The 22,340-nt window shown below is 74.1% G+C and carries 20 protein-coding genes; 8 read left to right on the top strand and 12 right to left on the bottom strand.

Annotation, left to right across the window (positions count from 1 at the left end):
* Positions 1 to 167: 167 nt before the first annotated feature.
* Positions 168 to 572, bottom strand: coding sequence for a RidA family protein (locus tag ACZ5OX_RS36500; protein ID WP_465636186.1), 405 nt, complete (start codon positions 570 to 572; stop codon positions 168 to 170).
* A gap of 309 nt (positions 573 to 881) precedes the next feature.
* On the opposite strand from ACZ5OX_RS36500, the gene ACZ5OX_RS36495 reads away from it, so the two are divergent.
* Positions 882 to 1,655: an enoyl-CoA hydratase family protein gene (locus tag ACZ5OX_RS36495; RefSeq protein ID WP_449792098.1), complete on the top strand. Its 774-nt coding sequence runs from the start codon at positions 882 to 884 to the stop codon at positions 1,653 to 1,655.
* A 51-nt stretch (positions 1,656 to 1,706) separates the two neighbouring features.
* Here the strand turns inward: ACZ5OX_RS36495 and ACZ5OX_RS36490 are convergent, their stop codons facing one another.
* Positions 1,707 to 2,465 (bottom strand): maleylpyruvate isomerase family mycothiol-dependent enzyme, encoded by a 759-nt coding sequence (locus tag ACZ5OX_RS36490; RefSeq protein WP_465636185.1) that lies wholly within the window; start codon positions 2,463 to 2,465, stop codon positions 1,707 to 1,709.
* A 115-nt stretch (positions 2,466 to 2,580) separates the two neighbouring features.
* Here ACZ5OX_RS36490 and ACZ5OX_RS36485 point away from each other — a divergent pair, with 115 nt between their 5' ends.
* Entirely contained in the window at positions 2,581 to 3,336 is a 756-nt protein-coding gene (locus tag ACZ5OX_RS36485) for an acyltransferase (RefSeq protein WP_465636183.1), read from the top strand.
* A 147-nt stretch (positions 3,337 to 3,483) separates the two neighbouring features.
* Here ACZ5OX_RS36485 and ACZ5OX_RS36480 read toward each other — a convergent pair whose 3' ends face one another.
* Positions 3,484 to 4,839: a PucR family transcriptional regulator gene (locus ACZ5OX_RS36480; protein WP_465636182.1), complete on the bottom strand. Its 1,356-nt coding sequence runs from the start codon at positions 4,837 to 4,839 to the stop codon at positions 3,484 to 3,486.
* 149 nt (positions 4,840 to 4,988) lie between these two features.
* Between ACZ5OX_RS36480 and ACZ5OX_RS36475 the strand changes: the two genes are divergently transcribed.
* Positions 4,989 to 5,924: an esterase/lipase family protein gene (locus ACZ5OX_RS36475; protein WP_465636180.1), complete on the top strand. Its 936-nt coding sequence runs from the start codon at positions 4,989 to 4,991 to the stop codon at positions 5,922 to 5,924.
* Between the two features lie 105 nt (positions 5,925 to 6,029).
* Here ACZ5OX_RS36475 and ACZ5OX_RS36470 read toward each other — a convergent pair whose 3' ends face one another.
* A complete protein-coding gene (locus ACZ5OX_RS36470; protein WP_465636178.1) occupies positions 6,030 to 6,602 on the bottom strand; it encodes a HutD/Ves family protein in 573 nt (190 codons plus the stop codon).
* 130 nt (positions 6,603 to 6,732) lie between these two features.
* Positions 6,733 to 8,004 carry an MFS transporter gene (locus ACZ5OX_RS36465; protein WP_465636176.1) on the bottom strand — a complete coding sequence of 424 codons (1,272 nt, stop codon included), beginning with the start codon at positions 8,002 to 8,004 and terminating at the stop codon, positions 6,733 to 6,735.
* 17 nt (positions 8,005 to 8,021) lie between these two features.
* Here ACZ5OX_RS36465 and ACZ5OX_RS36460 point away from each other — a divergent pair, with 17 nt between their 5' ends.
* Together ACZ5OX_RS36460 and ACZ5OX_RS36455 are read left to right on the top strand one after the other, a co-directional pair.
* On the top strand, positions 8,022 to 9,302 hold the full coding sequence (locus tag ACZ5OX_RS36460) for an ROK family protein (RefSeq protein ID WP_465636174.1): 1,281 nt from the start codon (positions 8,022 to 8,024) through the stop codon (positions 9,300 to 9,302).
* Between the two features lie 103 nt (positions 9,303 to 9,405).
* Positions 9,406 to 10,524: a PLP-dependent cysteine synthase family protein gene (locus ACZ5OX_RS36455; RefSeq protein ID WP_465636172.1), complete on the top strand. Its 1,119-nt coding sequence runs from the start codon at positions 9,406 to 9,408 to the stop codon at positions 10,522 to 10,524.
* Between the two features lie 163 nt (positions 10,525 to 10,687).
* Here the strand turns inward: ACZ5OX_RS36455 and ACZ5OX_RS36450 are convergent, their stop codons facing one another.
* The 5 genes from ACZ5OX_RS36450 to mscL form a co-directional block, all read right to left on the bottom strand.
* Positions 10,688 to 11,032 carry a DUF6191 domain-containing protein gene (locus tag ACZ5OX_RS36450; protein ID WP_465636171.1) on the bottom strand — a complete coding sequence of 115 codons (345 nt, stop codon included), beginning with the start codon at positions 11,030 to 11,032 and terminating at the stop codon, positions 10,688 to 10,690.
* Positions 11,033 to 11,081: 49 nt separating this feature from the next.
* Positions 11,082 to 13,580, bottom strand: coding sequence for a right-handed parallel beta-helix repeat-containing protein (locus ACZ5OX_RS36445; RefSeq protein WP_465636170.1), 2,499 nt, complete (start codon positions 13,578 to 13,580; stop codon positions 11,082 to 11,084).
* Positions 13,581 to 13,944: 364 nt separating this feature from the next.
* Entirely contained in the window at positions 13,945 to 14,820 is an 876-nt protein-coding gene (locus tag ACZ5OX_RS36440) for an MOSC domain-containing protein (RefSeq protein WP_465636168.1), read from the bottom strand.
* A gap of 207 nt (positions 14,821 to 15,027) precedes the next feature.
* On the bottom strand, positions 15,028 to 15,807 hold the full coding sequence (locus tag ACZ5OX_RS36435) for a DUF6643 family protein (RefSeq protein ID WP_465636166.1): 780 nt from the start codon (positions 15,805 to 15,807) through the stop codon (positions 15,028 to 15,030).
* Between the two features lie 430 nt (positions 15,808 to 16,237).
* A complete protein-coding gene (gene mscL, locus ACZ5OX_RS36430) occupies positions 16,238 to 16,684 on the bottom strand; it encodes a large conductance mechanosensitive channel protein MscL (protein ID WP_465636164.1) in 447 nt (148 codons plus the stop codon).
* A 446-nt stretch (positions 16,685 to 17,130) separates the two neighbouring features.
* Between mscL and ACZ5OX_RS36425 the strand changes: the two genes are divergently transcribed.
* Together ACZ5OX_RS36425 and ACZ5OX_RS36420 are read left to right on the top strand one after the other, a co-directional pair.
* Entirely contained in the window at positions 17,131 to 18,432 is a 1,302-nt protein-coding gene (locus ACZ5OX_RS36425) for a glycosyltransferase family 4 protein (protein ID WP_465636162.1), read from the top strand.
* 141 nt (positions 18,433 to 18,573) lie between these two features.
* Positions 18,574 to 19,251 (top strand): thiol:disulfide interchange protein DsbA/DsbL, encoded by a 678-nt coding sequence (locus ACZ5OX_RS36420; RefSeq protein WP_465636215.1) that lies wholly within the window; start codon positions 18,574 to 18,576, stop codon positions 19,249 to 19,251.
* 83 nt (positions 19,252 to 19,334) lie between these two features.
* Here the strand turns inward: ACZ5OX_RS36420 and ACZ5OX_RS36415 are convergent, their stop codons facing one another.
* Both ACZ5OX_RS36415 and ACZ5OX_RS36410 read right to left on the bottom strand, forming a co-directional pair.
* Positions 19,335 to 20,090, bottom strand: a complete 756-nt coding sequence (locus ACZ5OX_RS36415; protein ID WP_465636160.1) for an SAM-dependent methyltransferase — start codon at positions 20,088 to 20,090, stop codon at positions 19,335 to 19,337.
* An 84-nt stretch (positions 20,091 to 20,174) separates the two neighbouring features.
* Positions 20,175 to 21,323, bottom strand: a complete 1,149-nt coding sequence (locus ACZ5OX_RS36410; RefSeq protein ID WP_465636158.1) for a glycosyltransferase — start codon at positions 21,321 to 21,323, stop codon at positions 20,175 to 20,177.
* A gap of 57 nt (positions 21,324 to 21,380) precedes the next feature.
* Here ACZ5OX_RS36410 and ACZ5OX_RS36405 point away from each other — a divergent pair, with 57 nt between their 5' ends.
* A complete protein-coding gene (locus ACZ5OX_RS36405; RefSeq protein WP_465636156.1) occupies positions 21,381 to 22,151 on the top strand; it encodes a glutamate racemase in 771 nt (256 codons plus the stop codon).
* Positions 22,152 to 22,340 lie beyond the last annotated feature (189 nt).

Here is a 22,340-nt window from a genome sequence, read left to right as displayed (position 1 = left end):
GTGGGGGTTGAACAGGGTGACGTAGAACCTTGGTTGATCCGTGATTGGCCCGTGTGCGATCGATGCCTGTGCCGTGGGGAGGCAAGGCATGGGAACTGTAGGAGGACTGGACCAATGCGTCAACAGGTCTGTACCACTGGGGAGAGGGTGCGCGGCGCCTGCGCCGGCTAGTCCCGGACGATCGCCATCGCCTCGATCTCGATCAGCACCTCGGGCAGGAACAGCGCCGCCACCTGCATGGCGGAGGAGGCGGGCAGCGGGCTGGAACCCAGGCACTCGTCGCGGGCCTCGCGGATGGCCGAGAGGTAGGAGATGTCGGTCATGAAGTAGGTGAGCTTCACGACGTCGTCGAAGCCGGCTCCGGCGGCGGCCAGGCAACGGCGCAGGTTCTCGAAGATCTGCCGTGCCTGCGCCTTCGGGTCGCCCGCGCCGACCAGGTTCCGGTGCTCGTCGAACGCGACCTGGCCGGACACCTGGACGATTCGGCCGCTGCCGTGGACGACCTGGGTGTAGCCGGTGCCGGGGGCGACACCGGGCGGCTCGGTGATGTGAGTGAGGTGGGAGGCGGTCATGACGCGGATCCTGATCCATGATCCCTCGTGTCCGCAAGCCCGGCCCCGCGGCCTGGCGCCCCGCGGCCCGGCGCCCCGCGGCCCGGCGCCCCGCCGCCCGGCGCCCCGGCGGCTCGGCGCTCCACCTCCGGCAGTTCGCGCAGGAACGGCAGGTCGGCGGAGGGGAATCGGGCCGCCGGGGCGGCCGTCGGACGGGTTGGCTCTGGCCGAGCGGCGGGTGGGCGTGCCAGAGTCGTCCGGGCGTCGTCCGGGCAGACCCCGGCCGCGTCCGCAGTCCGACCCACCCTCAGCCGGAAGGCAGGCCCGCCGATGACCAGCGCAGCGCCCCTCGTCCACGTCAGCACCGCCGACGCCGTCACCACGCTCACCCTCGACTCGCCGCACAACCGCAACGCGCTCTCCACCCGGCTGATGGCCGAGCTGCACGCCGGGCTGGCCACCGCCGCGGCCGACCCGGAGGTCCGCGCGGTGGTGCTCGGGCACACCGGCAAGGTGTTCTGCGCGGGCGCGGACCTCTCCGAGGCGACCGGCGCCGATCCGACGGTCGGCCCGCGCGGCCTGGTCGAGCTCCAGCGGGCGATCGTGGACTGCGCCAAGCCGGTGATCGCCGTCATCGACGGGCACGTCCGGGCCGGCGGCCTCGGCCTGGTCGGCGCGGCGGACCTCGCCGTCGCCGGACCGGCCTCGACCTTCGCCTTCACCGAGGTGCGGCTCGGTCTCGCGCCCGCCGTCATCTCGCTGCCGCTGCGCCCGAAGCTGGACCCGCGCGCCGCCTCCCGCTACTACCTCACCGGCGAGGTCTTCGACGCCACCGAGGCCGCCCGGATCGGGCTGATCACCAGCGCCACCGACTCCGCCGAGTCCACCGGCGTGGTCCTGAAGGGCCTGCTGGACGCGCTGCGCCTGGGCTCCCCGCAGGGCCTGGCGGAGTCCAAGCGGCTGGCCAACGCTGAGGTGGTGCGCTCCTTCGAGCGGGACGCGGACGAGCTGGTGGAGCTGTCGGCGCGGCTGTTCGGCTCGGAGGAGGCGCAGGAGGGGATGCGGTCGTTCCTGGAGAAGCGGCCCGCGCGCTGGGTGCGCTGACGGCGGGTCCCCGGGCGGGCCGGCGCCACGCCCGGGGAACGGCCGTCGCGATCAGATCGCGGCGTCCCGCCAGAGGTCGAGCAGGCTCTCGTCGCCGATCGCCCGGACCTTCCCGGCCCGCCGGGCGGGCAGCCGGTTCCACAGCAGCACGTAGAGCTCGTCGGCGGGGCCGGTGAGGGTCAGGTCGGCCGGCTCGGAGCCCCCGTCCGTGGTGACGGCCGGCGGCTCCTGGGTGATCGTCAGGTGCCAGGAGCCGGCGCCGTCGGTGGCCCGGACCAGGAGGGTGCGCGGCCGGTCGCTGCGCAGCTTGGACCGGCTGCCGGCCATGAGGCCGCGCAGCAGTTCGTCGATGCCGTCCAGGGCGAGCGCGGTGTCCACGGTCGGACCGGGCACCCCGGCGGCCGCGTCGGCGTCGTGGCGGTGGATGGCGGTCTCGTGGGCCTGGCGACGGGCCCAGAACGCCAGCGGGCTGGGCGAGGGAAGGAAGCTCCAGCACTCCACGTCGGCGGGCGCCGTGGTGAGCGTGTCCAGCAGGGCGGCATGGCCCTCGCGGTACCAGTCGAGCAGTGCGGCGTCCGAGGGCAGCGGCCCGATGGCGGCCTGCGCGTCCGCCTCGGCCAGCGGCGCCCGCAGGCCCCGGGAGGGGAATGCGGCGGCCCAGCGGTGCACGGAGCCGATGTGCCGCAGCAGGTCCGTCAGCCGCCACTCGGGACAGGTCGGAACGGGGGCGGACAGTTCGGTGCGGGCCGCGGCCTCGGCGAGCCGGATGCCCTCGTGGCGCAGCGCGTCGATGTGCTCGGTGATCTCCATGGGACGGAGTCTTCCACCGCGGTCGGCCGAGGGTCGCGGATTCCGGACATTCCTTCGGACCTTCCGGACGGCTCCCGGCGGACGGGCGGATGCTACGGGCCGGTAACGTGAGCGCATGCCGATAACCCGTTCCCTTTTCTCAGCCGTCCGGACCGGTGGCCGCCGCGCCGCCGGACGCCTCGTCCACCGGGGCTGGCGCTGGGCGCAGCGGACCGGCGCGGTCACCAACCGCAACCCCGGCCCGTACCGGTTCGGCGAGCTGGGGGACGGCACGACGCTCACCTTCCCGCTCGGGGCGGTGTTCAACGAGCAGTGGATCACCATCGGGCCGTTCTCGATCATCGGCGAGCGGGTCACCATCAGCGCCGGGTTCCTGCCCGGGCTCGACCTCGGACCGGAGCCGATCGTGCGGATCGGCGGCGGCTGCGTGATCGGCCGGGACAGCCACGTCGTCGGCCACCAGTCGATCGTCATCGGTGACGACGTGTGGACCGGTCCCGGCGTGTACATCAGCGACCAGGCACACGAGTACCGGGACACCGAGCTGCCGATCGGCAAGCAGTGGCCGCGCAACGAACCGGTGGAGATCGGCGCGGGCAGCTGGATCGGCACCGGCGCGGTGATCCTCCCGGGGGCGCGGATCGGCCGCAACGTGGTGGTCGCGGCGGGCGCCGTGGTGCGCGGTGAGGTGCCCGACCACAGCGTGGTCGCCGGCGCGCCGGCCAAGGTGGTGCGCCGCTGGACCGAGGAGGAGGGCTGGCAACCGCCGCTGCGCCACGACGCTCCGCAGCCGGTGCCGGACGGTGTGACCGCGGAGCAGCTGCGTGCCCTGGTCGGCTGGGACCTGCGGCTGCCGGGGGAGCCGGGCTGACCTCGCCGGCCGGGTGCCATGGACGGGTCTGGGGGCCTCGGGCGGCCTGAGGGCCTTGGCGTCGGGCTGACTTGGGGGGCCTGAGGGCCTTGGTCTGCCGTGGGGGCCCTGAGGGTCTTGGTCTGCCTTGGGTGGCCCCTGGGCGAACTAGCCGCTGAGGGAGGACTGTTCGGCCGTGCGGGCGGCGATGGCGGCGGTGATCCGCGGGACGTCGGCGGGGCGGCTCGGATCCAGACCGGTCAGCGCGGCGATCCGGCGCAGCCGGTAGTCGACGGTGTTCGGATGCAGGTGCAGGGCGCTCGCGGTGTGTCGGCGGTTCAGGCCACCGGCCAGATGGGTGTGCAGGGTGATGAGCAACTCCCCGGCCCCGGCGAGCGGTTCGAGCAGCGCGGCGAGCCGGGAGCGGGCCTGACTGGGCCGGGTGAGCTGGTACTCCAGCAGGACGTCGTCCAGCCGGTGCAGCCCCGGCGGTCGTCCGAACGCCCGGGCCACGTCCAGGACGTCGTGGGCGAGGGCGGCTGCTGCGGGCACGTCGGCGGGGCCGGCCGAGGCGGCTCCGGCCAGTACGGGAGCGCCGGCCGCCCTGGCGGCCGCGGCGAGGGCGGCGGCCAGCAGTGGCCAGGGCGGCTCGTCGCCGCCCTCGCCAGTGTTGTCCTCACCGGTGCCGTCCTCGCCGGTGTCCTCCCTGTCCGGGCCGGGTGACGGGCCGAAGGGGATGAGCACCATGCCGCCCGTGGGGGTGAGCGCGGTGAGTGCCGACTGCCGGGTGCGGTGGTCGATTTCGGCTTCGAACCGGTGGAGCTTGCGGCGGGCGGCGATACCCTGGTCGACGCCGGGGGCGTGTTCGTCGGGGTGGTCGGCGACGGACAGGCAGAGCACGGCGTACCCGGCGGGCAGCCGGAGTCCGGCGCGGTCGGCGGCTTCGTCGTAGGAAGTGCCCGCGAGTAGCGCGCCGAGCAGGGAGCGCCGGGCCGCGCCCCGCCGGTCGGCGGCCGGACGCCGGCCCTCCAGGAAGCCCGCACCGGCGGCGGTGGCCGCCTGGCGGAGCTGGTCGAGCAGCAGCCGGTTGAGGACGAGCAGGTCGGCGGTGTCGCCGTCCCTGGCGTACCGGGTGGCGAACTCCCAGCAGACCTCCAGTCCGAGATGGTGGGCGAGCAGGACGGCGTCCAGTGGCAGGCCCTCTTCGGCGCGCCGGGCGGCTGACTCCCGGACGGCGGCGAACTCCTCGGCGGAGGCCGGGAGTCCGGTCCGTACGGTGTGGGCGAGGGCGCGGATGCGGCGCTCGGTGTCCCTGGTCAGTTCGCCGGCGAGTTGTTCGCGGGGCAGCCGTCGGTAGACCGGTACCCTCTCCAGCAGGGCGGAGACCACGGTCTCGGCCAACTCCCGTGAGCCGCCGAGCAGCCGCTGGTCGGCCGGGAGTCCGCCGATCACGGGGACGCGCCAGTGCGGAGTCCGGCCGGTGGAGTTCGGGGGCGTGCAGTCGGGTGCGTTGTGACCGGTCACAGAGAACACCGTCCAGGTCTGGAGGACGCCCAAGGGCCGGGCCGGAGGGGCGACCGCATGATGGAGCCCTCGGGTTACCTGTTGGTAACAAACTTCCGCTGTGGAGGCAACAGTTGAGAACCCCACTTCTCCGCTTCTCCGCAATTCCCGTGCGTGGCAGGGCCGGTGGTGCGCTGCGCGGGCTACTGCTGGCGGTGGCGCTGCTGGTCGGTGCGGCGGTGTCGCCGACCAGCGCGGCTGCTGCGGCCGCTGCTTCGGCGGCCGCTCCGCCCGCTGCTTCGACCGAACTTCCGCCGGACGGTGACACGGTGGCTTCGCCGCCGGGCGCGAATGACTGGACCTGCCGGCCGAGCGCGGCGCACCCCGACCCGGTGGTCCTGGTGCACGGCACCTTCGCCAACCGCTACGAGAACTGGCTGGCGCTCTCCCCGCTGCTGAAGAGCCTCGGGTACTGCGTCTTCGCCCTCGACTACGGGACCGTCCCCGGCGTCACCTCCAGCGGCAGCGGCCTGCTGCTGCCGATCGGCGGCCTCGGGCCGGTCCCGGAGTCGGCGGCCCAACTCGCCCGGTTCGTGGACCTGGTGAGGAACGCGACCGGTGCGGCCAAGGTCGACATCGTCGGGCACTCGCAGGGCGGCATGATGCCGAACTACTACCTCAAGTTCCTCGGCGGCGGGTCCAAGGTCGGCAGGATGGTCGGGCTGGCACCGTCCAACCACGGCACGACGCTCGACGGGATCGTCAACCTGACGTCGTTCTTCCCGGGCGTCACGGACCTGGTCTACTCGCTCTGCCAGGCCTGCCGGGACCAGGCGGTGGGCTCCGACTTCAACCGGCTGATGGCCTCCCGGCCGGACACCGTCCCGGGCGTGAGCTACACGGTGGTCTCGACGGTCTTCGACCTGGTCGTCACCCCGTGGCAGACCCAGTTCCTGAACGGTCCGGACGTCGACAACCAGGTGGTGCAGGCGCACTGCCCGGTCTCGCTGGTGGAGCACGTCGCGATCGCGTTCTCGCCGACGGCGCTGCACCTGGTGACCAACGCCCTGGACCCGGCGCACGCCACGCCGGTGCTCTGCGGGTGATGCGGTGGTGGCGCTCCTGCCTCCGGGACGGTCCGGGAGGTGGGAGCGCCGCCCTTCGCCGGTGTGCCGGTCTTCGCCTCTTCCGGAGTGTCGGCCGGTCGGCCGTCAGGGGGTGGCGCGGAAGGTGACGACGGCGGTGGTGCCGTCCGGGTTCAGCTCGTACGCGTCCGGGGTGTCGAGCAACGCGGCGTCGTGGCGGGTGAGTTCGACGCCGTCGACGGTCGCCGTGCCGGCGAGGCAGACCAGGAGGACGGTGCTCCCGTCCGGGACGCCGACCGTGGTGGCCGCCGTCGCCATGCTCACCGTCGCCTCGATCCGCCCGCGACGCGTCATCACGTTGAAGTCCACCACGGGGCCGGCCGGCAGTCGGCAGTCGGTGGTGGCGTCGCCGGAGAAGGCGAACGGCCGGAACGGTGCGTCGACCAGCTGTTCGGCGCCGTCGACGGCGAGCACCATGCCGGCGCCCTCGACCAGGGTGATCACCCGGTCGATTCCGGGGAACGGGGAGAACGGTCCGGCCGTGGCGACGTCGGCGAGGCTGACCCGCCAGTCGAAGGCGTCCAGCCCGGCTCCGGCCGGGAACCCGGCGACCTCCCTGGTCACCCCGCCCCCGTTGAGCCACGCTGTCGCCGGGCGCTCGCTCGCCCGCAGTACCTGGAAGCGTTCGCTGGTCGTCATGGCCCCGCATCCTGTCACATGGCGGATGACAGCTGACAGATGACAGATTTCATCAGCTGTTATCTGTCAGCTGTTATCCGTCGTCCGTCAGCTGTTGGGTATCGCCCGTCGCCCGTCGCCCGTCGCCTGGTCACCCCGTCGTCCGTCGTCCGACCGACAGCGGCAGGAGCGCCGCCACCGTGGCCGCGAGCGCGACCGTGGTGAGGGCCAGCGGCAGTCCGGCCGCGTCCGCCAGGAAGCCGATCACCACCGGGCCGATCAGCATCCCCCCGTAGCCGAGTGAGGAGGCGAACGCGACGCCCTGCGGTCCGCCCGCCGCACCGGCCCGGGCGAGGGCGAGCGGGAAGAGGTTGGCCAGGCCGAGGCCGACCAGCACGAAACCGCAGATCGCCACCGGCACCACCGGCGCCAGGGCGGCGACCAGCATGCCGGCCGCCGCCGTCAGCCCGCCGAACAGCATCAGCCGGGTCTGGCCGAGCCTGATGGACAGCCAGGTGCCGCCGACCCGTCCGCCGGCCATCGCGAACGCGTACGCGCCGTAGCCGGTGGCGGCCACCACGGAACTCGCATGGACGTCGTCGGACAGGTGCAGCGTGGTCCAGTCGGCGATCGCGCCCTCGCCGTACGCGGTGCAGAGCGCGGTGAGGCCGAGCAGCAGGACGAGCAGCCGGGTGCGGCCACCGGCGGAGCCCGCGTCCGCTCCCGCGCGGCCCGCGCGGCCCGCGCCGCCCGTACGGCTCGCCCGGTCCGGCGCGACCTGCTCCGCCGCCGGGCTGCGCAGCAGGACGATGCCCGCGGCGATGGTGACGGCCATGCCCAGCACCGCGCTGAGGGCGAGCGCCCACGCGGTGCTCAGCGGTCCGGCGACCAGTCCGCTGACCCCGGTGCCGGCCAGCCCGCCGAAGCTGTACCCGGCGTGGAAGCTGGGCATCACGGGTCGCCGCAGTTGCGCGACCAGGTCGACGGCGGCGCTGTTCATCGCGACGTTGGCCCCGCCGTACCCCGCGCCGAACAGCAGCAGCACCCCGCCGAGCGCCGTGATCGAGTGGGCGTGCGCCGGCAGCGGGGCGGCGAGGCTGAGCAGGGCGAGCGAGCCGACGGTGACCGGGCGCGGGCCGTACCGCAGGCAGAGCCGGCCGACCGTCGGCATGGTGAGGACGGCGCCGATGGACAGGCAGAGCAGGGCGAGCCCGAGGGTGCTGTGCGAGGCGCTGACCTGGCTGCGGACGTCCGGGATGCGGACGACCCAGGCGGCGAAGAGGAAGCCGTCGATGGCGAAGAACGCGGTGAGGGCGACACGTGCGGGGCCCCAGGGGCTGTCGGTCGCCGTGGGTGTGCTGCGAGACTGGGAGGAGGGGGCGTCGGGCCCGGTGCGTGAACCGATTTTGTTTCGAAGCGACACAAAGTCACAATAGAGGCGTGCAGCTCTCACCATCAAGCCCGAGGCCCGGTACCGGGAACGACTCCGACGCGCAGCGCGACAGCCACCGCCGCGCGGCTCCCGACCGGGGCCGGACGCTGCTCGGCCCCGCGCTCTCCCTGATCCACACCGGCCAGGCGCCGACCCGCTCGGCGCTCACCCGCGCGCTGGACGTCACCCGGGCCACCGCCGGCGCGGTCACCGCCGAGCTGGAGGCGCTCGGGCTGATCACCGTCGACTCGCGCCCGGCGGGCGGCGGCCGGGGCCGCCCCTCGCACCGGCTCGCGATCGACCCGCAGGGCCCGGTCGTGGTCGCTGGGCAGATCCACGCCGACGGACTGAGCGTCACCCTGGCCGGCCTCGGCGGGCTGCTCGACCCGCCCGTCCACCTGCCGCTGCCCACCGCCACCGACCCGGTCCGGATGCTGCGCGCCGTCGCCGTAGCCGGCGCCGAACTCGCCCGCGCCACCGACCGCCGCTGCCTGGGTGCCGCGCTCGCGCTGCCCAACCCGGTCACCGAGCCGGACGGCACCGCCCTCGCCGCGCTGCACTTCGCCTGGCCCAGCGGCACCCCGGTCGCCGACCTGTACGACGTCGAGGTCGGACGCGCCGACCACGGCCCGAACGCGCTGCGCCCGCTGCCCGCCGCGGTCGCGAACGACGCCAACCTGGCCGCGCTCGCCGAGTACCGGCACGGCGCCGGCCGGGGCGCCCGCCACCTGCTCTTCGTCACCTCCGGCCACCGCGGCGTCGGCGGCGCGCTGGTCATCGACGGCCACCTGCACACCGGCAGCGCGGGCCTCGCCCTGGAGGTCGGCCACCTGACGGTCGACCCGCAGGGCCGGCCCTGCATGTGCGGCAACCGGGGCTGCCTCAACTCGGAGACCGATCCCGACGCGCTGTTCGCCGCCGCCGGACTCACCCCGGAACCGGGGCGCCCGCTGCTCGACCAGGCGCGCGAGCTGTGCCGCGCGGCCACGACGGACGACCGGGCGCGGGCAGCGGTGGAGCACGTCATCGACCGGCTCGGACTGGGCCTGGCGGGTGTTGCCAACATCCTCAATCCCGACCGGGTGGTCCTCAGCGGGCTGCACCTCCACCTGCTGGAGGCCGCGCCCGACCGGCTGCGGTCGGTGGTCGCCGAGCGCAGTCTGTGGGGGCGCAGCGGGCGGGTGCCGATCGTCGGCGCGGAGCTGGCGCACGGTGCGCTCGCGGGCGCGGCCGAGCTGGGCTGGGGGCCGTACCTGGCGGACCCGCAGTCGGTGCCGGTTCAGTCCTGAGAGCGATAAGCGGAAGCTGACCCTTCGAAAACGGTTACTTATCGTGACTCTCATACACTCGTAGTGAGCAATTTGGGGGGTCACCACGAGGGAGACAGCGACCATGAGCACCCAGCCCGGCATCGAGCCGACCGCCGACGTCGACCGCTCCGACCCGGAGTACCGGGCCTGGCTCAAGGAGGCGGTGCGCAAGGTCCAGGCCGACGCCAACCGTTCCGCCGACACCCACCTGCTGCGCTTCCCGCTGCCCGCGGAGTGGGGGATCGACCTCTACCTCAAGGACGAGTCCACCCACCCGACCGGCTCGCTCAAGCACCGCCTGGCCCGCTCGCTCTTCCTCTACGGGCTCTGCAACGGCTGGATCCGGCCCGGCAAGCCGGTGATCGAGGCCTCCAGCGGCTCCACCGCCGTCTCCGAGGCGTACTTCGCCCAACTCGTCGGCGTGCCGTTCATCGCCGTGATGGCCAAGAGCACCAGCCAGGCCAAGATCGACCTGATCCAGTTCCACGGCGGTGAGTGCCACCTGGTCGAGCGCTCGGACGAGGTCTACGAGGCCTCCGCCCGCCTCGCCGAGGAGACCGGCGGGCACTACATGGACCAGTTCACCTACGCCGAGCGGGCCACCGACTGGCGCGGCAACAACAACATCGCCGAGTCGGTCTTCGCCCAGCTGCGTCTGGAGCCGCACCCCGAGCCGGCCTGGATCGTGGCCACCGCCGGGACGGGCGGCACCTCGGCGACCATCGCCCGGTACGTCCACTACATGCAGTACGACACCCGGATCTGCGTCGCGGACCCGGAGAACTCCTGCTTCTACGACGGCTGGGTGCGCCACGACCCGGGCGCCGTCTGCGAGAGCGGCTCGCGGATCGAGGGCATCGGACGGCCGCGGATGGAGCCGAGCTTCGTTCCGGGGGCGATCGACCGGATGATGAAGGTGCCGGACGCCGCGTCGATCGCCGCCGTGCGGGTGCTGGAGCAGGTGCTCGGCAAGAAGGCGGGGGCCTCCACCGGGACGGGCCTCTGGAGCGCGCTGCGGATCGTCGCCGAGATGCGGGAGGCCGGGCGGACGGGCAGCGTGGTCGGGTTGATCTGCGACCCCGGGGACCGCTACCTGGACAAGTACTACTCGGACGACTGGCTGGCCGGCGAGCGGATCGACATCGCGCCCTACCGGGCGGCGCTGGAGTCCTTCCTGGCCGACGGCATCTGGACGGCGTGACGCGAGGGGCGGGCCGCGGACAGGTGCCGGCTGACAGATGACAGCGGACAGATAACAGCCGACAGGTAACAGATGACAGCTGACGGATGACAGATTTCAGATTCTGTCAGCTGTTATCCGTCGGCTGTTCGTTGTTCGCCGTCACGCGCCACCCGTCACCCCGTCACCCCGCCACCCGCCGGATCACCGCCCGGCCGCCCGCGAGGTCGATCCCCGTAAGCTTCGGAGCGCCGTCGTGTTCGTCGTCCCGCAGCACCAGCTCGACCCGCCGCTGCTCCAACTGCACCCGCTTGCCCGGGTAGAGCAGCGCGTGCAGTTCCTCCGTCGCGGTCGCACCCGCGCCGCGCCCCCCGACACGCCCCCCGACACGTCCACCGCCGCGCCCGCCGTCGGATCCCGCCACCGGCCGGGCGCGCAGCCGCCGCACCACCGCGCCGAGGAAGAACACCACGACCAGTCCGGCCGGCAGCAGCAACCCGCCCGCCGCCCCCGTCAGCAGTACACCCATGCCCGCCTCAACGGCCCGGCACGGTGGGCGAGTTCCCCGACCGTGGGCCCTACGGCAGCGGTGCCGCCGGCAGGTCGGCCGGAACGAGCAACTGGAGCTCCTCCGTCGACGGGTCCGTGAGGTGGGCGACGCGCACCGCGTGCCGCTCGACCATGGTCTCGAAGACCTGCCGCGCGGTGCGCCCGTTGCCGAAGTTGGATCCGCGCTCCAGCCCCCCGAAGTGCTCCAGCAGCGCCTGCTCCGTCTCCTCGGAGAGCGCGTACTCGTGCTCGGCACACTGCGCCCGGGCGATCTCCAGCAACTCGTCCGCCGTGTAGTCGGGGAAGCCGATGGTGCGTGAGAAGCGGGACGAGACACCGGGGTTGGCGGAGAGGAAGCGCTCCATCTCGGCGGTGTAGCCCGCCACGATGACGACCACCTCGTCCCGGTGATCCTCCATCAGCTTGACCAGGGTGTCGATCGCCTCGCGCCCGAAGTCCCGGGCCCCGTCCTCGGGCGCGAGCGCGTACGCCTCGTCGATGAAGAGCACCCCGCCGCGCGCCCGGTCGAAGGCGGCCGCGGTGCGGATCGCGGTGGAGCCGATGTGTTCGCCGACCAGGTCCACCCGGGCCACCTCGACCAGGTGCCCGCGCTGCAGCACCCCGAGCGAGGCGAGGATCTCGCCGTACAGCCGGGCGACGGTGGTCTTGCCCGTGCCCGGTGCCCCGGTGAAGACCAGGTGCCGGCGCAGCGAGGGCGCCTTGAGCCCGGCCTGGCGGCGGCGCCGGCCGACCGAGATCAGGTCGATCAGCGTGCGCACCTCCTGCTTCACGGTGGCCAGCCCGACCAGCGAGTCCAGCTCGGCGAGCGCCTCCTCGGCCGGGCGGCAGTCCGGGATCGGTGAGATCGCCGACGCGGCCCCGGACGTCGCCAACGCCGAGACTGCCGCGGTCAGTTGGGCCGTCCGCGGCGCCGGCACGTCGGTGGACCCGTACGGCGCCCCCAGCCCCGGGCCGCGTCCGGACGCCGGCCCTGCCCCCAGCCCGGGCCCCGCCCCGCCACCGGGAGCGGCGGGGGCGGGCGGCACCGGAGCGGCCGCGACGTCGTCCGAGATGCACCCCTCCGTGACCGGACCGGGCTCGGAGAACTCGAACCCGGCCCGCTGGTTGTGCTCCGCCCGGCACCGGGTGAGCTGGGTCCGGCAGCCGTCGATGATGTGGAAGCCGAAGCCCTTGCCCTGGGAGACCCGACAGTCCTCGAAGGTGCCCCGTCCCTGGGCCGAGACGTACACCCCGGCGTCCGTGCTGGCCCGTACGGTGCAGTCGCGCAGCACCGGGTCGGCGCCCTTGGTGACGATCACGCCGGTGGCCACGTCGGAGATCTCGCAGTCGGTGAGCAGTCCGCCGCTGCCGTGGTCGCGGAACCAGAGCCCGGTGCCCGCCTCCTGCACCCGGCAGGAGGCCAGGGAGACGGTGGCCCCGCCGCTGACGGACACCGCCGAGCTGCGGATCCGGCTGAACGAGCAGCCCTCGGCGGTGGCGGCGGAGTCCCGGTCGAGGACGAACAGGGCGTCCGGCAGGTCGTGCAGCGAGCAGTCGGTGAGGGTCAGCCGGGCGCCGTCGCTGACCCACAGCGCCGGGTACTCGCCGGTCGAGCCGTGGATCTGGCAGGACTCGGCGACGGCCTCGGTGCCCTGGTCCCAGACGGACAGCGCCCCGCGCCCGAAGTCCCTGACGGTGCTGTGCGCGAGGCTCAGCCGGGCGCGTCCGCGCAGGTCGGCGCCGTTCTCGGGCAGGTCGTGCACCCGGCAGCCGGTGAGCACCAGCTCGGCCTCGCCGTCCAGGGTCAGACCGTTGCCGGTGACCCGGTGGATCTCGCAGTCGACCAGCCGGCCGCCCGCCTGCGCGTCGGCCTGCACGCCGCTGCCGCGGATCTCGTAGATCTCGCAGCCGGTCAGCTCGGCCGCGCTGCCAGGGTCGGAGAGCAGGACTCCGGCGCCGGAGGCGTGGTGGATGCGGCAGCGGTCCAGGGCCGCGGTGGCGCCGCCGAGGACGGCCAGTCCGGCCTGGCCGGCGGCGGCGACCTCGCAGTCCTCGAAGGCGGCGGCGGTGTCCGCGCCGCGCAGTCGCAGTCCGAGCCCGCCCGGGTTGGTGACCACGCAGCCGCGCAGGGTCGGCCGGGCGCCGCCGGCGACCTCGATCCCGGTGGCCGAGCGGGTCTCGATCCGGCAGCCGCTGAAGGCGGGGGCCGCCTCCGGTCCGGTGACCAGGACGGCCGGGGTGGAGCTGTCGCCGCCCTCGACCACCAGGTCGCGTACGGTCGCGGCGGCGGTCACGGTGAGGGCCACCCCGGAGGGCGGGTCGATCCGGACCGTCCCCGGGCCCTGGGCGGGGACGATCGTCACCGGTTTGTCCAGCAGCACGTTCTCCCGGAACGTGCCCGGCCGGACGGTCACGGTGTCGCCCGGTTCGGCGGCGGCCAGGGCCTCCGCGAGCGTGTCGTACTCGCCCGCGCGGCGACGCCAGCGGGATGCGCTGTCCTGGGTGACCCGGACCCTGTGCTCAGCCATGACGGTCTGTCGTCCCCACCTTCGTCGAGCCGGCGATCATCGGGCCGAACGCGCGGGTGTGCGCGGGCCGCCCGCCCACCGTAGCGCGCCCACGTGGGTGGTCCGGCCGTCCGCGGTCGCGCGGACACCGGTAGCGCTCAGCGCCGCCACAGGTTCCGACCACTTGTTTCAACGAGCGCGCACAGCGGTGGTTCCGTCCGGGACGCGCCGGTTCCGGAGCACGGCACGCGCCCGGTGCCCGCCCGTGCGCCCGGCGTCCGCCCGTGTCTTCGGCGTCCAGCCGTGCCCGCAGCGTCCGCCGATGCCCTCAGCGCCCGCCAATGCCCGCAGCGCCCAGCCATGCCCGCAGCGTCCGCCGATGCCCTCAGCGTCCGTCGGCGGGCCAGTGCGCCCCGTCCTCCAGCACCTCGACCGCGTCGCCCAGCCGCAGCGTGCCGAGCGCGTCGCCCTCGACCCCGGCCGGCCGCTCGGGGATCAGGTTCTGGCCGAACGCGGCCTTGTTCAGCAGCCGGTGGTGCTTGGCCAGGGTGCGCAGCGGTTCCTTGCCGCGCCGCTCGCCGGTCTCCTGGTCGGTGGTGGTGACCACGCAGCGGCCGCAGGGCTTGACCACCTTGAAGGTGACCGAGCCGATCCGGATCCGGCGCCAGGTGTCCTCGGCCCACGGCTCGGCGCCGCCGACCACCACGCTCGGGCGGAAGCGCTCCATCGGCAGGGTCTCGTGGCCGTCGGGGTGCTCGGCGGCGATCAGTTCGTTGAGCCGGTCCAGCGAGGCGGTGGTGGTGAGCAGCAGCGGGAAGCCGTCGGCCATCGAGACCCGGTCGCCGGCCGCGCCGTACTCGGGGTCGACCGGCCGGGCGCGCGGGTCGTCCAGGTACACCAGGCGGTAGTCGCCGAGGTGCTCGGCGATCCACCGGTGTGCTTCCTCGGCGGCCTGCGCGGCGTGGAAGCGGGTGCCCCAGACCTCGACGTCGGCGAGCGCGTCGCCGGACGCGACGGCGGGGGCGGGGACCTCGATCCGGGAGCCGTCGGGGGCGGTCAGGGCGAGGACGCCGCCGGACAGCAGTGCGGCCCGGATCTGTCCGAGGGCCGGGTTCTCGCGCTGGCTGACGAACCGTCCGGTCGCGTCGGCGAGCATCCAGCGGCGGTCTCCGGCCAGACCCCAGGGGTGGACCACGGCGCTTTCCGGGCTCAGGCGGTACATCGACTTGACGGGATGGACGTGGAGTCCGGTGAGGTGCATTCCTCCATCCTGCCAGCCGGCCGGCCCGGGCCCGCAGGTCAGGGGCCCCGTATGCGCACGGACCGCCCGGGACGCCGTGGGGGGCGTGCCGGGCGGTCCGTGGATGACCCGTTTCTCCGTTCGCCCGGCGTACGGGGGCGCCGGGTGCTGCTCAGGTGGTGCGGGTGCGGGCCGCGTGGGGGACGGCCTCGGGGCGTCAGCCGCGGTTCAGTAGCCCTGGCCCTGCGGCTGGTAGCCACCCTGGAACTGGCCGGGCTCGTTGTACCCGCCCGGGCGCTGCGGCTGCATCGGGCGGACCGGCGCGACCGGCGCCATGGCCGGGCGCAGCTGGGCGCCGCCGAAGGACTGCTCGCCGCCCTGGCCCTGGAAGCCGGGGCCGCCGGCGGTCGGGCCGCCGAAGGACTGGTGGCCGCCGAAGCCCTGCGGAGCGGCGGGCTGGCCCTGGCCGAAACCGCCCGGACCGCCGGCCGGCTGCGCGCCGAAGGACTGCTGGCCGCCCTGGGCGCCGATGAAGGTGTTCTGGCCGCCGAAGCTCTGGCCGCCGGTCGGCTGGTAGCCGCTGCCGGTGGACTGGGTGAAGGCCGGGGTGCCGGTCTGCGGTCGCTGGTACGGCTGGGGGGAGCCGTAGCCGGGGACCGGCGGCTGCGGGGCGGCGTACGCCGGCGCGGGCTGCGCGGGGATGTACGCCGTGGCGGGGCCGGCGGAGGGACCGCTGCTCGGGCCGGGGCCCAGGGCGAGGCGGGCGGGCGGCAGCGCGGGGAGGTTGCTGCCGGCACTTTCGTACCCGTTGCCGTACCGGTTCTCGTGGGACTGGCCGAGGCCGGATCCGTAACCGGAGGACAGTGCCGGCGGGAGGGCGGCCGGCACGTTGATGGGCGCGATCTGGGGGACGCCGCGCTCAGCCACGAGGCTGTCGTAGATCGGCGTTCCGGAGGAGAAGGACGGAGAGGGGTAGCCGACTCCGTCGTAGGAGCGGGGCGAGGTCATGGGGCATACGGTAAGCCCACAACGCGCCTGCTGAGGAGAGCGGGAGGGGGAGCAGTTCGAGTGTTTACACAGTCTTCGCTCGCACAAAGGTCTCGAAAGTAGGAAAGCCGGACATTCCGGCGTCCGGTTCCGGACAACCTTGGCGCCCCGTCAGTGATCGAACAGTGGCCGGAAGGAGGCTGCGGAAGGCCTTGTGGTGACCGGCCGGTGGACGGTCGGGGGCCCTGCGGAGAAACTCTTTCCGGACAGGCGTGCGCGGGCGCGTTCGAGCCCCCGCCGTGGGGGCGACGGGGGCTCGTGAATGTTTCGGGAATAAAGTCCCCGTCAGTTTCCCCGGGAGGTTCGACCAGGGCCCGCGACCTGCGCAGTCGGCCCGGTGCGGGTCCGGTGCCGACCGGGCGACGGCCCGGCGTCCGCCCGGTTCCCGTGGTCAGTGCGACTGCAGCGCCTGGGCCTGTGCGGGCAGACCCGGCTTGGCGACCTCGGAGGTGCAGAAGGAGCACCGGGTAGCGGCGGCCGGGATGGAGCTCAGGCACTCCGGGCAGTCCACCTTCACGGCCGGGGCGGGCTTGGCCGATTCGAAGCGGGCCTGGAGCTTGCCGACCGGCAGCACCACGGCGAAGTAGATGACGGCGGCGGTCAGGACGAAGCCGATGACCGCGTTGACGAAGAGGCCGTACGGGAACCGGGTGCCGGCCACGTCGAAGGTCTTCTGGGTGAAGTCGCCGACGGCACCGGACGCGACGCCGACCAGCGGGGTGAGGAAGGCGCTGACGAACCCGGTGACGACGGCGGTGAAGGCCGCGCCGATCACGATGCCGACCGCGAGGTCCACCACGTTTCCGCGCAGCAGGAAGCTACGGAATCCCTTGAACACCGGGGCGACTCCAAATCAGTACGGGGCAGGGGGAGATGGGGCGGCACGGCGGGTGCCGCCCCGGCCGGACATCCTGCCGACCGGTCCGGGCCGAGGTCCAACCGCGTTCACCCGAACCGGGTAACGGCCGCCGGGCCCCGCCGTCACGGGCCGGGCGGGGCTGGGGCGCTCCGCGTACCGGCCTTTCGCCCGTCGAACAGCCGACCCAAGTCCATGGAGCGACGCGGCATTTGACACCGGCACGCGACGATCCCGGACGGCGCCGACCCGGCGCGACGGGGTGAAACGGAGCGCGGCAGGGGGTGAGACGGGGCGCGCGGCGGTCGCATCCGGCGCACGACGGCGGCCCTGTGGCGCACATCGGGTGTACAAGCGCGGGCGGATGGGCCACCATCAGGTTGCGCGAAGGGGATGTACCGGGCGGGGCACTGTGCCAAGGTCGGTCCATGCCCGACCACTCGTCGGCCGATCCGGCCGGAAACCGTCCGCGTGTCCTGCATCTGATCAGCGACTCACGCCGTGGCGGCGCACAGAACTTCGCCCGTGACCTCCACCGGGAACTGAGTCGTCGGGGGCAGTCCTCCGAACTGTGCGCCCTCGCCCCGCACCCGGCCAACCACGTCTGCCCCGCCGGGGCGGCCCGGGATTCCGGAGGTCGGGATTCCGGAGGTCGGGACTTCGGGCGCCGGGATCACGCGGGCCGGGGCTCCGGGGGCCAGGACTTCGCAGACCAGGGCGCGGAGTCCGCCGATCCGGCCCCTGGGGCCGCGGACTTGACCCCCGCCGACTGCTCCGCCGCCGCCGCGCTGCGCTCCGCCGCCGTACTGGGCCCCGGCCGGCTGCACCCGAGCACCCTGCGGGCGCTGCGCGCCGCCGCGCGCGCCGCCGACGTGGTGCTCGCCCACGGCTCGGACACCCTGGCCGCCTGCGCCCTCGCGCTGGCCGGAACCCGTACGCCCTTCGTCTACGTTTCGGTCGGCCACCCGCGCTACTGGACCGCCAACCGGCTGCGCCGGGTGCGTGGCGGCGCGCTGATGCACCGCGCGGCCGCCGTCACCACCCTGACCGACGAGGCGCGCGTCGTCCTGGAGGAGCAGTTCCGGCTGCCCGAGGGCAAAGTGCACGTGATCCCCAACTCCCGTGCCGCGGAGAGCTATCCGCCCGCCGACGGCCGGGACGACCGGCGCGCCGCGCGGCACGCGCTGGGCCTGCCGGCCGACGTGCTGCTGGTCGCCTGGATCGGGGCGATAGCTCCGGAGAAGCGACTCGACCTCGCCCTCGACGTGCTCGACCGGCTGCCCGACGTCCGCCTGGCCGTCGCCGGGGACGGACCGCTGCGCGAGACGCTGGCCCGGCACCCGGCCGCCGCGCGCGCCCACTTCCTCGGCCCGCTTCCCGACCCGGCCCCGCTCTACCGGGCCGCCGACGCGCTGCTGCTGACCAGCGACAGCGAGGGCGTACCCGGTGCCCTGATCGAGGCGGCGCTGGCCGGGGTACCCGCCGTGGCCACCGACGTCGGCTGGGTGCGCGAGGTGGTCCGGGACGGGGCGACCGGCGCGCTGGTCGCCCCCGGGGACCCGCTCGCCCTCGCCGAGGCACTGGGCAAGGTGCTGGCGGTCAACCGGGCGGGCCTCGGCGCGGCGGCCCGGGCGCACGCGCTGGAACACTTCGAGCTGGGCGCCGTCGTGGACGCCTGGCAGCAACTGGTCGCCGAGGTGTGGACGGCGGGACCGGAAGGCACCCGCTGACCAGTGTCGCCACCTTGCCCCGGCAGGTGGTCCGCCCCGTCAACAGGCTCGGCGGGGGTGCGCCGTTCGGGCGAATCCGGCGCGGCCCGTACCGCGGGAACCGGCCGGTAACGGACCGCCGCCAGCACACTGCCCGGTGTGATGAACTCGAAGTCGCTGCTGCGGTCCACCGTCCTGCTCGCCGTCGCCGTGGGGATCGCCGCGTCCCCCGTCCAGGCCGGCGCGATGACCCACCAATTCCCCCACCAGGGTGCCAAGTTCGTCAGGCTCGACCACCCGCAACCGGTCCGCGACAGCACCCGGATCGAGGCGGCCGAGTTCTTCTGGTACGACTGCGGCCACTCCCAGGCGCTCGAACAGCCCTTGCAGACCTGGGCGGAGAAGCACCACGCCGATGTCGTGCTGCGCCGCATCCCGGCCATCTGGCCCGGCAGTCGGGAGGAGGCCGTGCAACGCGGCCACGCCCGGCTGTACTTCACGCTGGAGCGCCTCGGCCTGGTCGACCGCCTGCAGGTCGGAGCCTTCCGTGCCGTGCACAACGAGGGGCGCGACGTCACCAGCGAGGCCACCGCCACCGACTGGGCCGTGACCCAGGGCGTCGACGCCGAGGCGTTCGGCCGGGCGTACCGCTCCGCCGAGGTGACGGGGTCGGTCGACGAGGCCGCCGCCGCCTTCACCCGTTACGGCGTCGCCGAGTTGCCGACGGTCGTCATCCAGGGCGAGTACCGCACCTCGCCGACCCAGGCCGGCGGCGTCGCGGCGATGCCCGAGGTGCTCGACCAGCTGGTGCAGAAGGAGCAAGCGAAGAACCACCACTGAGCTCTCGCGTCGACTCCTTCGCGTCGACTTCCTCGCTCCGCTTCCTCACGCCGAACGGGAAGTGGCCGGTCACCGCAGGGCGTTCACTCGCCTCGGTCGCGGCGCAGCAGGTAGGTGACGAAGCCGAGCGTTCCCCGGTAGCCGTGGAGCCATCCGGTGCGGTGCCGGTCCGCGGCCTCGCGGGCGGCCGCCGCACCGGGGTGGTCCGGGTGGTCCAGGGCCCACTCGGCCAGCGAGCCCGTCCAGGAGAACTCGTAGTCGTCCCACTCCTGTTCGGTGCTGACATGCCCGAACAGCGGCGTCCAGCCGTCGGCCAGCACCCGGTCGGTGGTCGTCGCCAGATCCGCGAAGTCCTCCCGTTCCGCGCCCAGCCCGTCCAGCGCCGCCCGCGACGGTTCGCGCTGCCAGAACCCCTCGCCGACCAGCAACCTCCCGCCCGGGGAGAGGAGTTCGCGGGCCGCGGCGAGCGTCGCCGGCAGACCGTCGAACGCGTGGGTGGCGCCGACGCACAGCACCAGGTCGAAGCGCTCCTTCGAGGAGAACTCCCGGGCGTCCAGGTGGTGCAGGCCGATCCGGCGGACCACGCCGAGCGCGGTGGCGACCTCCCGGGCCCGGGTCAGCGCCGCCGCGTCCAGGTCCACGCCCACCGCCCGCCAGCCCGGTCCGGCGGCCAGCGCCCGGATCAGCCAGGCACCCTCGCCGCAGCCCAGGTCCAGCGCCAGGCCCTGCTCCGTCCCGGCCATGGCGCGGTCCAGCAGCCGGGCCACCGACTCGTCCGCCAGCGGAGCCGCGATCGGGTGACGGGCGTGGGCGAGGCGGGAGATCTGCTGACGGTCCATTCGAGCAGTATGGATCGGGGCGGCCCGCCCCGCAGCGGGTTCCGTAGGGGGGTGGGGGTTCTCGGGAGGATCCCCGGGGGTTCCTCAGGCCCGGGAGTAGGTCCGGCCCTTCCACGCCGCGCCGCGACCGCGCCAGTGCTGCACCGCCGAGTCCACCGTCATCAGCAGGTACAGCGCCGCGGTGAACGGCAGCAGCAGCACGGCCGCGGCCGGCTGCCCGTAGTACCGGACCATCGGCAGGTACGTGCCCGCCATCAGCGCCCACGCCGCCCCGCCCGCCGCGGCCACCGCGGGTGCTCCCGCCACCAGCCCGGCCACCGTCGCCACCGGCGGCACCAGGTACACCAGGGCCAGCCCCGACACCGTCCCGAGCAGCAGCAGCGGCGAGTGCCTGAGCTGGGCGTACGCGCTGCGCGACACCATCCGCCACAGCTGCTCCAGCCGCGGGTACGGGCGCACGCTGTCCACCTCGTCGGCCAGGCCGAGCCAGGTCCGACCGCCGGTGGACTTCACCGCCCGGGCCAGCGACACGTCGTCGATCACCGCACCGCGGATCGCCGCCACCCCGCCCGCCCGCTCCAGCGCCCCGCGCCGCACAAGCGAGCAGCCACCGGCCGCGGCCGCCGTCCGGGCGCCCGGACGGTTGCTCCGGCGGAACGGGTACAGCTGGGCGAAGAAGTACACGAAGGCCGGCACGATCAGCCGCTCCCAGCCGGTCTCCACCCGCAGCCGGGCCATCTGGGACACCAGGTCCAGCCCGTTGCTCTCGGCGGCGGCCACCAGCTCGGCCAGCGAATCCGGGCCGTGCGCGATGTCGGCGTCCGTCAGCAGCAGGTACTCGACGTCCGGACCGGCCAGGGCCACACCGTGCCGCAGCGCCCACAGCTTGCCGGTCCAGCCCGGCGGCAGCGGGGGAGGGGAGGTGACGGTCAGCTCCAGGCCGTCGATCGTCCGCAGCTCCGCCGCGAGTGCGCCGGTGCCGTCCGAACTGTGGTCGTCGACCAGGATCACCCGGGCCCGCCCCGGGTACTTCTGCGCGAGCAGCGTCGGCAGGCTCACCGGGAGCACCGACGCCTCGTCCCGGGCCGGCACCACGATCGCCGCCTGCGGCCAGCGGACCGGCGGGCGGCGCGGCGGCAGCCGAACGTCCGTGCGCCAGAACGAGCCGTGGCAGCACGCCAGCCAGAGCCAGACCAGCAGGGAGAACGCGGCGATCCACAGCAGGACGGTCACCCCGGCAGTCTGCCGCAGAACGGGGCCCGGCGGGCGGATCGACTAAAGTCTTGACCCGTGAAGATCGCACTGATGGACTCCGGAATCGGCCTGCTGGCCGCCGCCGCCGCCCTTCGGAAGCTGCGCCCGGACGTGGATCTGGTGCTCTCTTCCAATCCGGCCTCGATGCCGTGGGGGCCTCGTACACCGGAAGAGGTCACCGAGCTGGCCCTCGGCTGCTGCCGGGCCGCCGCCGCCCTCGAGCCCGACGCGCTGGTGATCGCCTGCAACACCGCGTCCGTCCACGCGCTCGCCACCCTGCGGGACGAACTGGAGCCCGGGCTGCCGGTCATCGGCACCGTTCCGGCGATCAAGCCCGCCGCAGTGCGGGGTGGTCGGGTCGCGATCTGGGCCACCCCGGCCACCACCGGAAGCGCCTACCAGCGCGGGCTGATCCGTGACTTCGGCGGTTCGGCGGACATCACCGAGGTCGCCTGCCCGGGCCTCGCTGACGCTGTCGAGCACGGCGACGACGAGGCCGTCACGGCCGCCATCGCCGATGCCGCCTCCCGCACGCCGGCCGGTACCGACGTGATCGTGCTCGGCTGCACCCACTACGAGCTCGTCGACGACCGCATCCGCGCCGCCGTGGCCCCGACCGCCTCCCCGGCGCTCACCCTGTACGGGTCCGCCGACGCCGTCGCCGCCCAGGCCCTCCGCCGCGTCGCCGACCCCACCCGCACCGGCACCGGCACCCTCACCGTCCTTCACGCCGGCGTCCCCGCCACCCTCCCCCCGGCCGCCGCCCTCTACCCCCAGGGCAGCACCCTCGCCACCCTCATCGGCTGACCCGCCGCAGAGGCCGACCACTACGGGCCCGGGTGTTGCGGGGGAAGTCGACTTGGCCGACTTCCTGCGCACTCGGCGATCCGGCCTCTCCGGCTGGGGTAGCCGTGACAAACGACTCTATGCGCGTAGATCTGCCCGCATGTGGGTCGGCGGCGCCACGGCGCACAGGAAGTCGAACGGGTCGACTTC

Source organism: Kitasatospora sp. NPDC032121 (assembly GCF_055580145.1).
The sequence above is the reverse complement of the archived record's forward strand: the minus strand, read 5'-3'. Positions and strand labels throughout refer to the sequence as shown.

What these genes read in the sequence shown, in the direction of transcription:
- ACZ5OX_RS36415 (WP_465636160.1), bottom strand. Translation starts at nt 20,090, where the DNA reads ATGGACCGTCAGCAGATCTCCCGCCTCGCCCACGCCCGTCACCCGATC.
- ACZ5OX_RS36450 (WP_465636171.1), bottom strand. Translation starts at nt 11,032, where the DNA reads ATGGGTGTACTGCTGACGGGGGCGGCGGGCGGGTTGCTGCTGCCGGCC.
- ACZ5OX_RS36485 (WP_465636183.1), top strand. Translation starts at nt 2,581, where the DNA reads ATGCCGATAACCCGTTCCCTTTTCTCAGCCGTCCGGACCGGTGGCCGC.
- ACZ5OX_RS36500 (WP_465636186.1), bottom strand. Translation starts at nt 572, where the DNA reads ATGACCGCCTCCCACCTCACTCACATCACCGAGCCGCCCGGTGTCGCC.
- ACZ5OX_RS36495 (WP_449792098.1), top strand. Translation starts at nt 882, where the DNA reads ATGACCAGCGCAGCGCCCCTCGTCCACGTCAGCACCGCCGACGCCGTC.
- ACZ5OX_RS36490 (WP_465636185.1), bottom strand. Translation starts at nt 2,465, where the DNA reads ATGGAGATCACCGAGCACATCGACGCGCTGCGCCACGAGGGCATCCGG.
- ACZ5OX_RS36455 (WP_465636172.1), top strand. Translation starts at nt 9,406, where the DNA reads ATGAGCACCCAGCCCGGCATCGAGCCGACCGCCGACGTCGACCGCTCC.
- ACZ5OX_RS36420 (WP_465636215.1), top strand. Translation starts at nt 18,574, where the DNA reads ATGAACTCGAAGTCGCTGCTGCGGTCCACCGTCCTGCTCGCCGTCGCC.
- ACZ5OX_RS36435 (WP_465636166.1), bottom strand. Translation starts at nt 15,807, where the DNA reads ATGACCTCGCCCCGCTCCTACGACGGAGTCGGCTACCCCTCTCCGTCC.
- ACZ5OX_RS36425 (WP_465636162.1), top strand. Translation starts at nt 17,131, where the DNA reads ATGCCCGACCACTCGTCGGCCGATCCGGCCGGAAACCGTCCGCGTGTC.
- ACZ5OX_RS36470 (WP_465636178.1), bottom strand. Translation starts at nt 6,602, where the DNA reads ATGACGACCAGCGAACGCTTCCAGGTACTGCGGGCGAGCGAGCGCCCG.
- ACZ5OX_RS36445 (WP_465636170.1), bottom strand. Translation starts at nt 13,580, where the DNA reads ATGGCTGAGCACAGGGTCCGGGTCACCCAGGACAGCGCATCCCGCTGG.
- ACZ5OX_RS36440 (WP_465636168.1), bottom strand. Translation starts at nt 14,820, where the DNA reads ATGCACCTCACCGGACTCCACGTCCATCCCGTCAAGTCGATGTACCGC.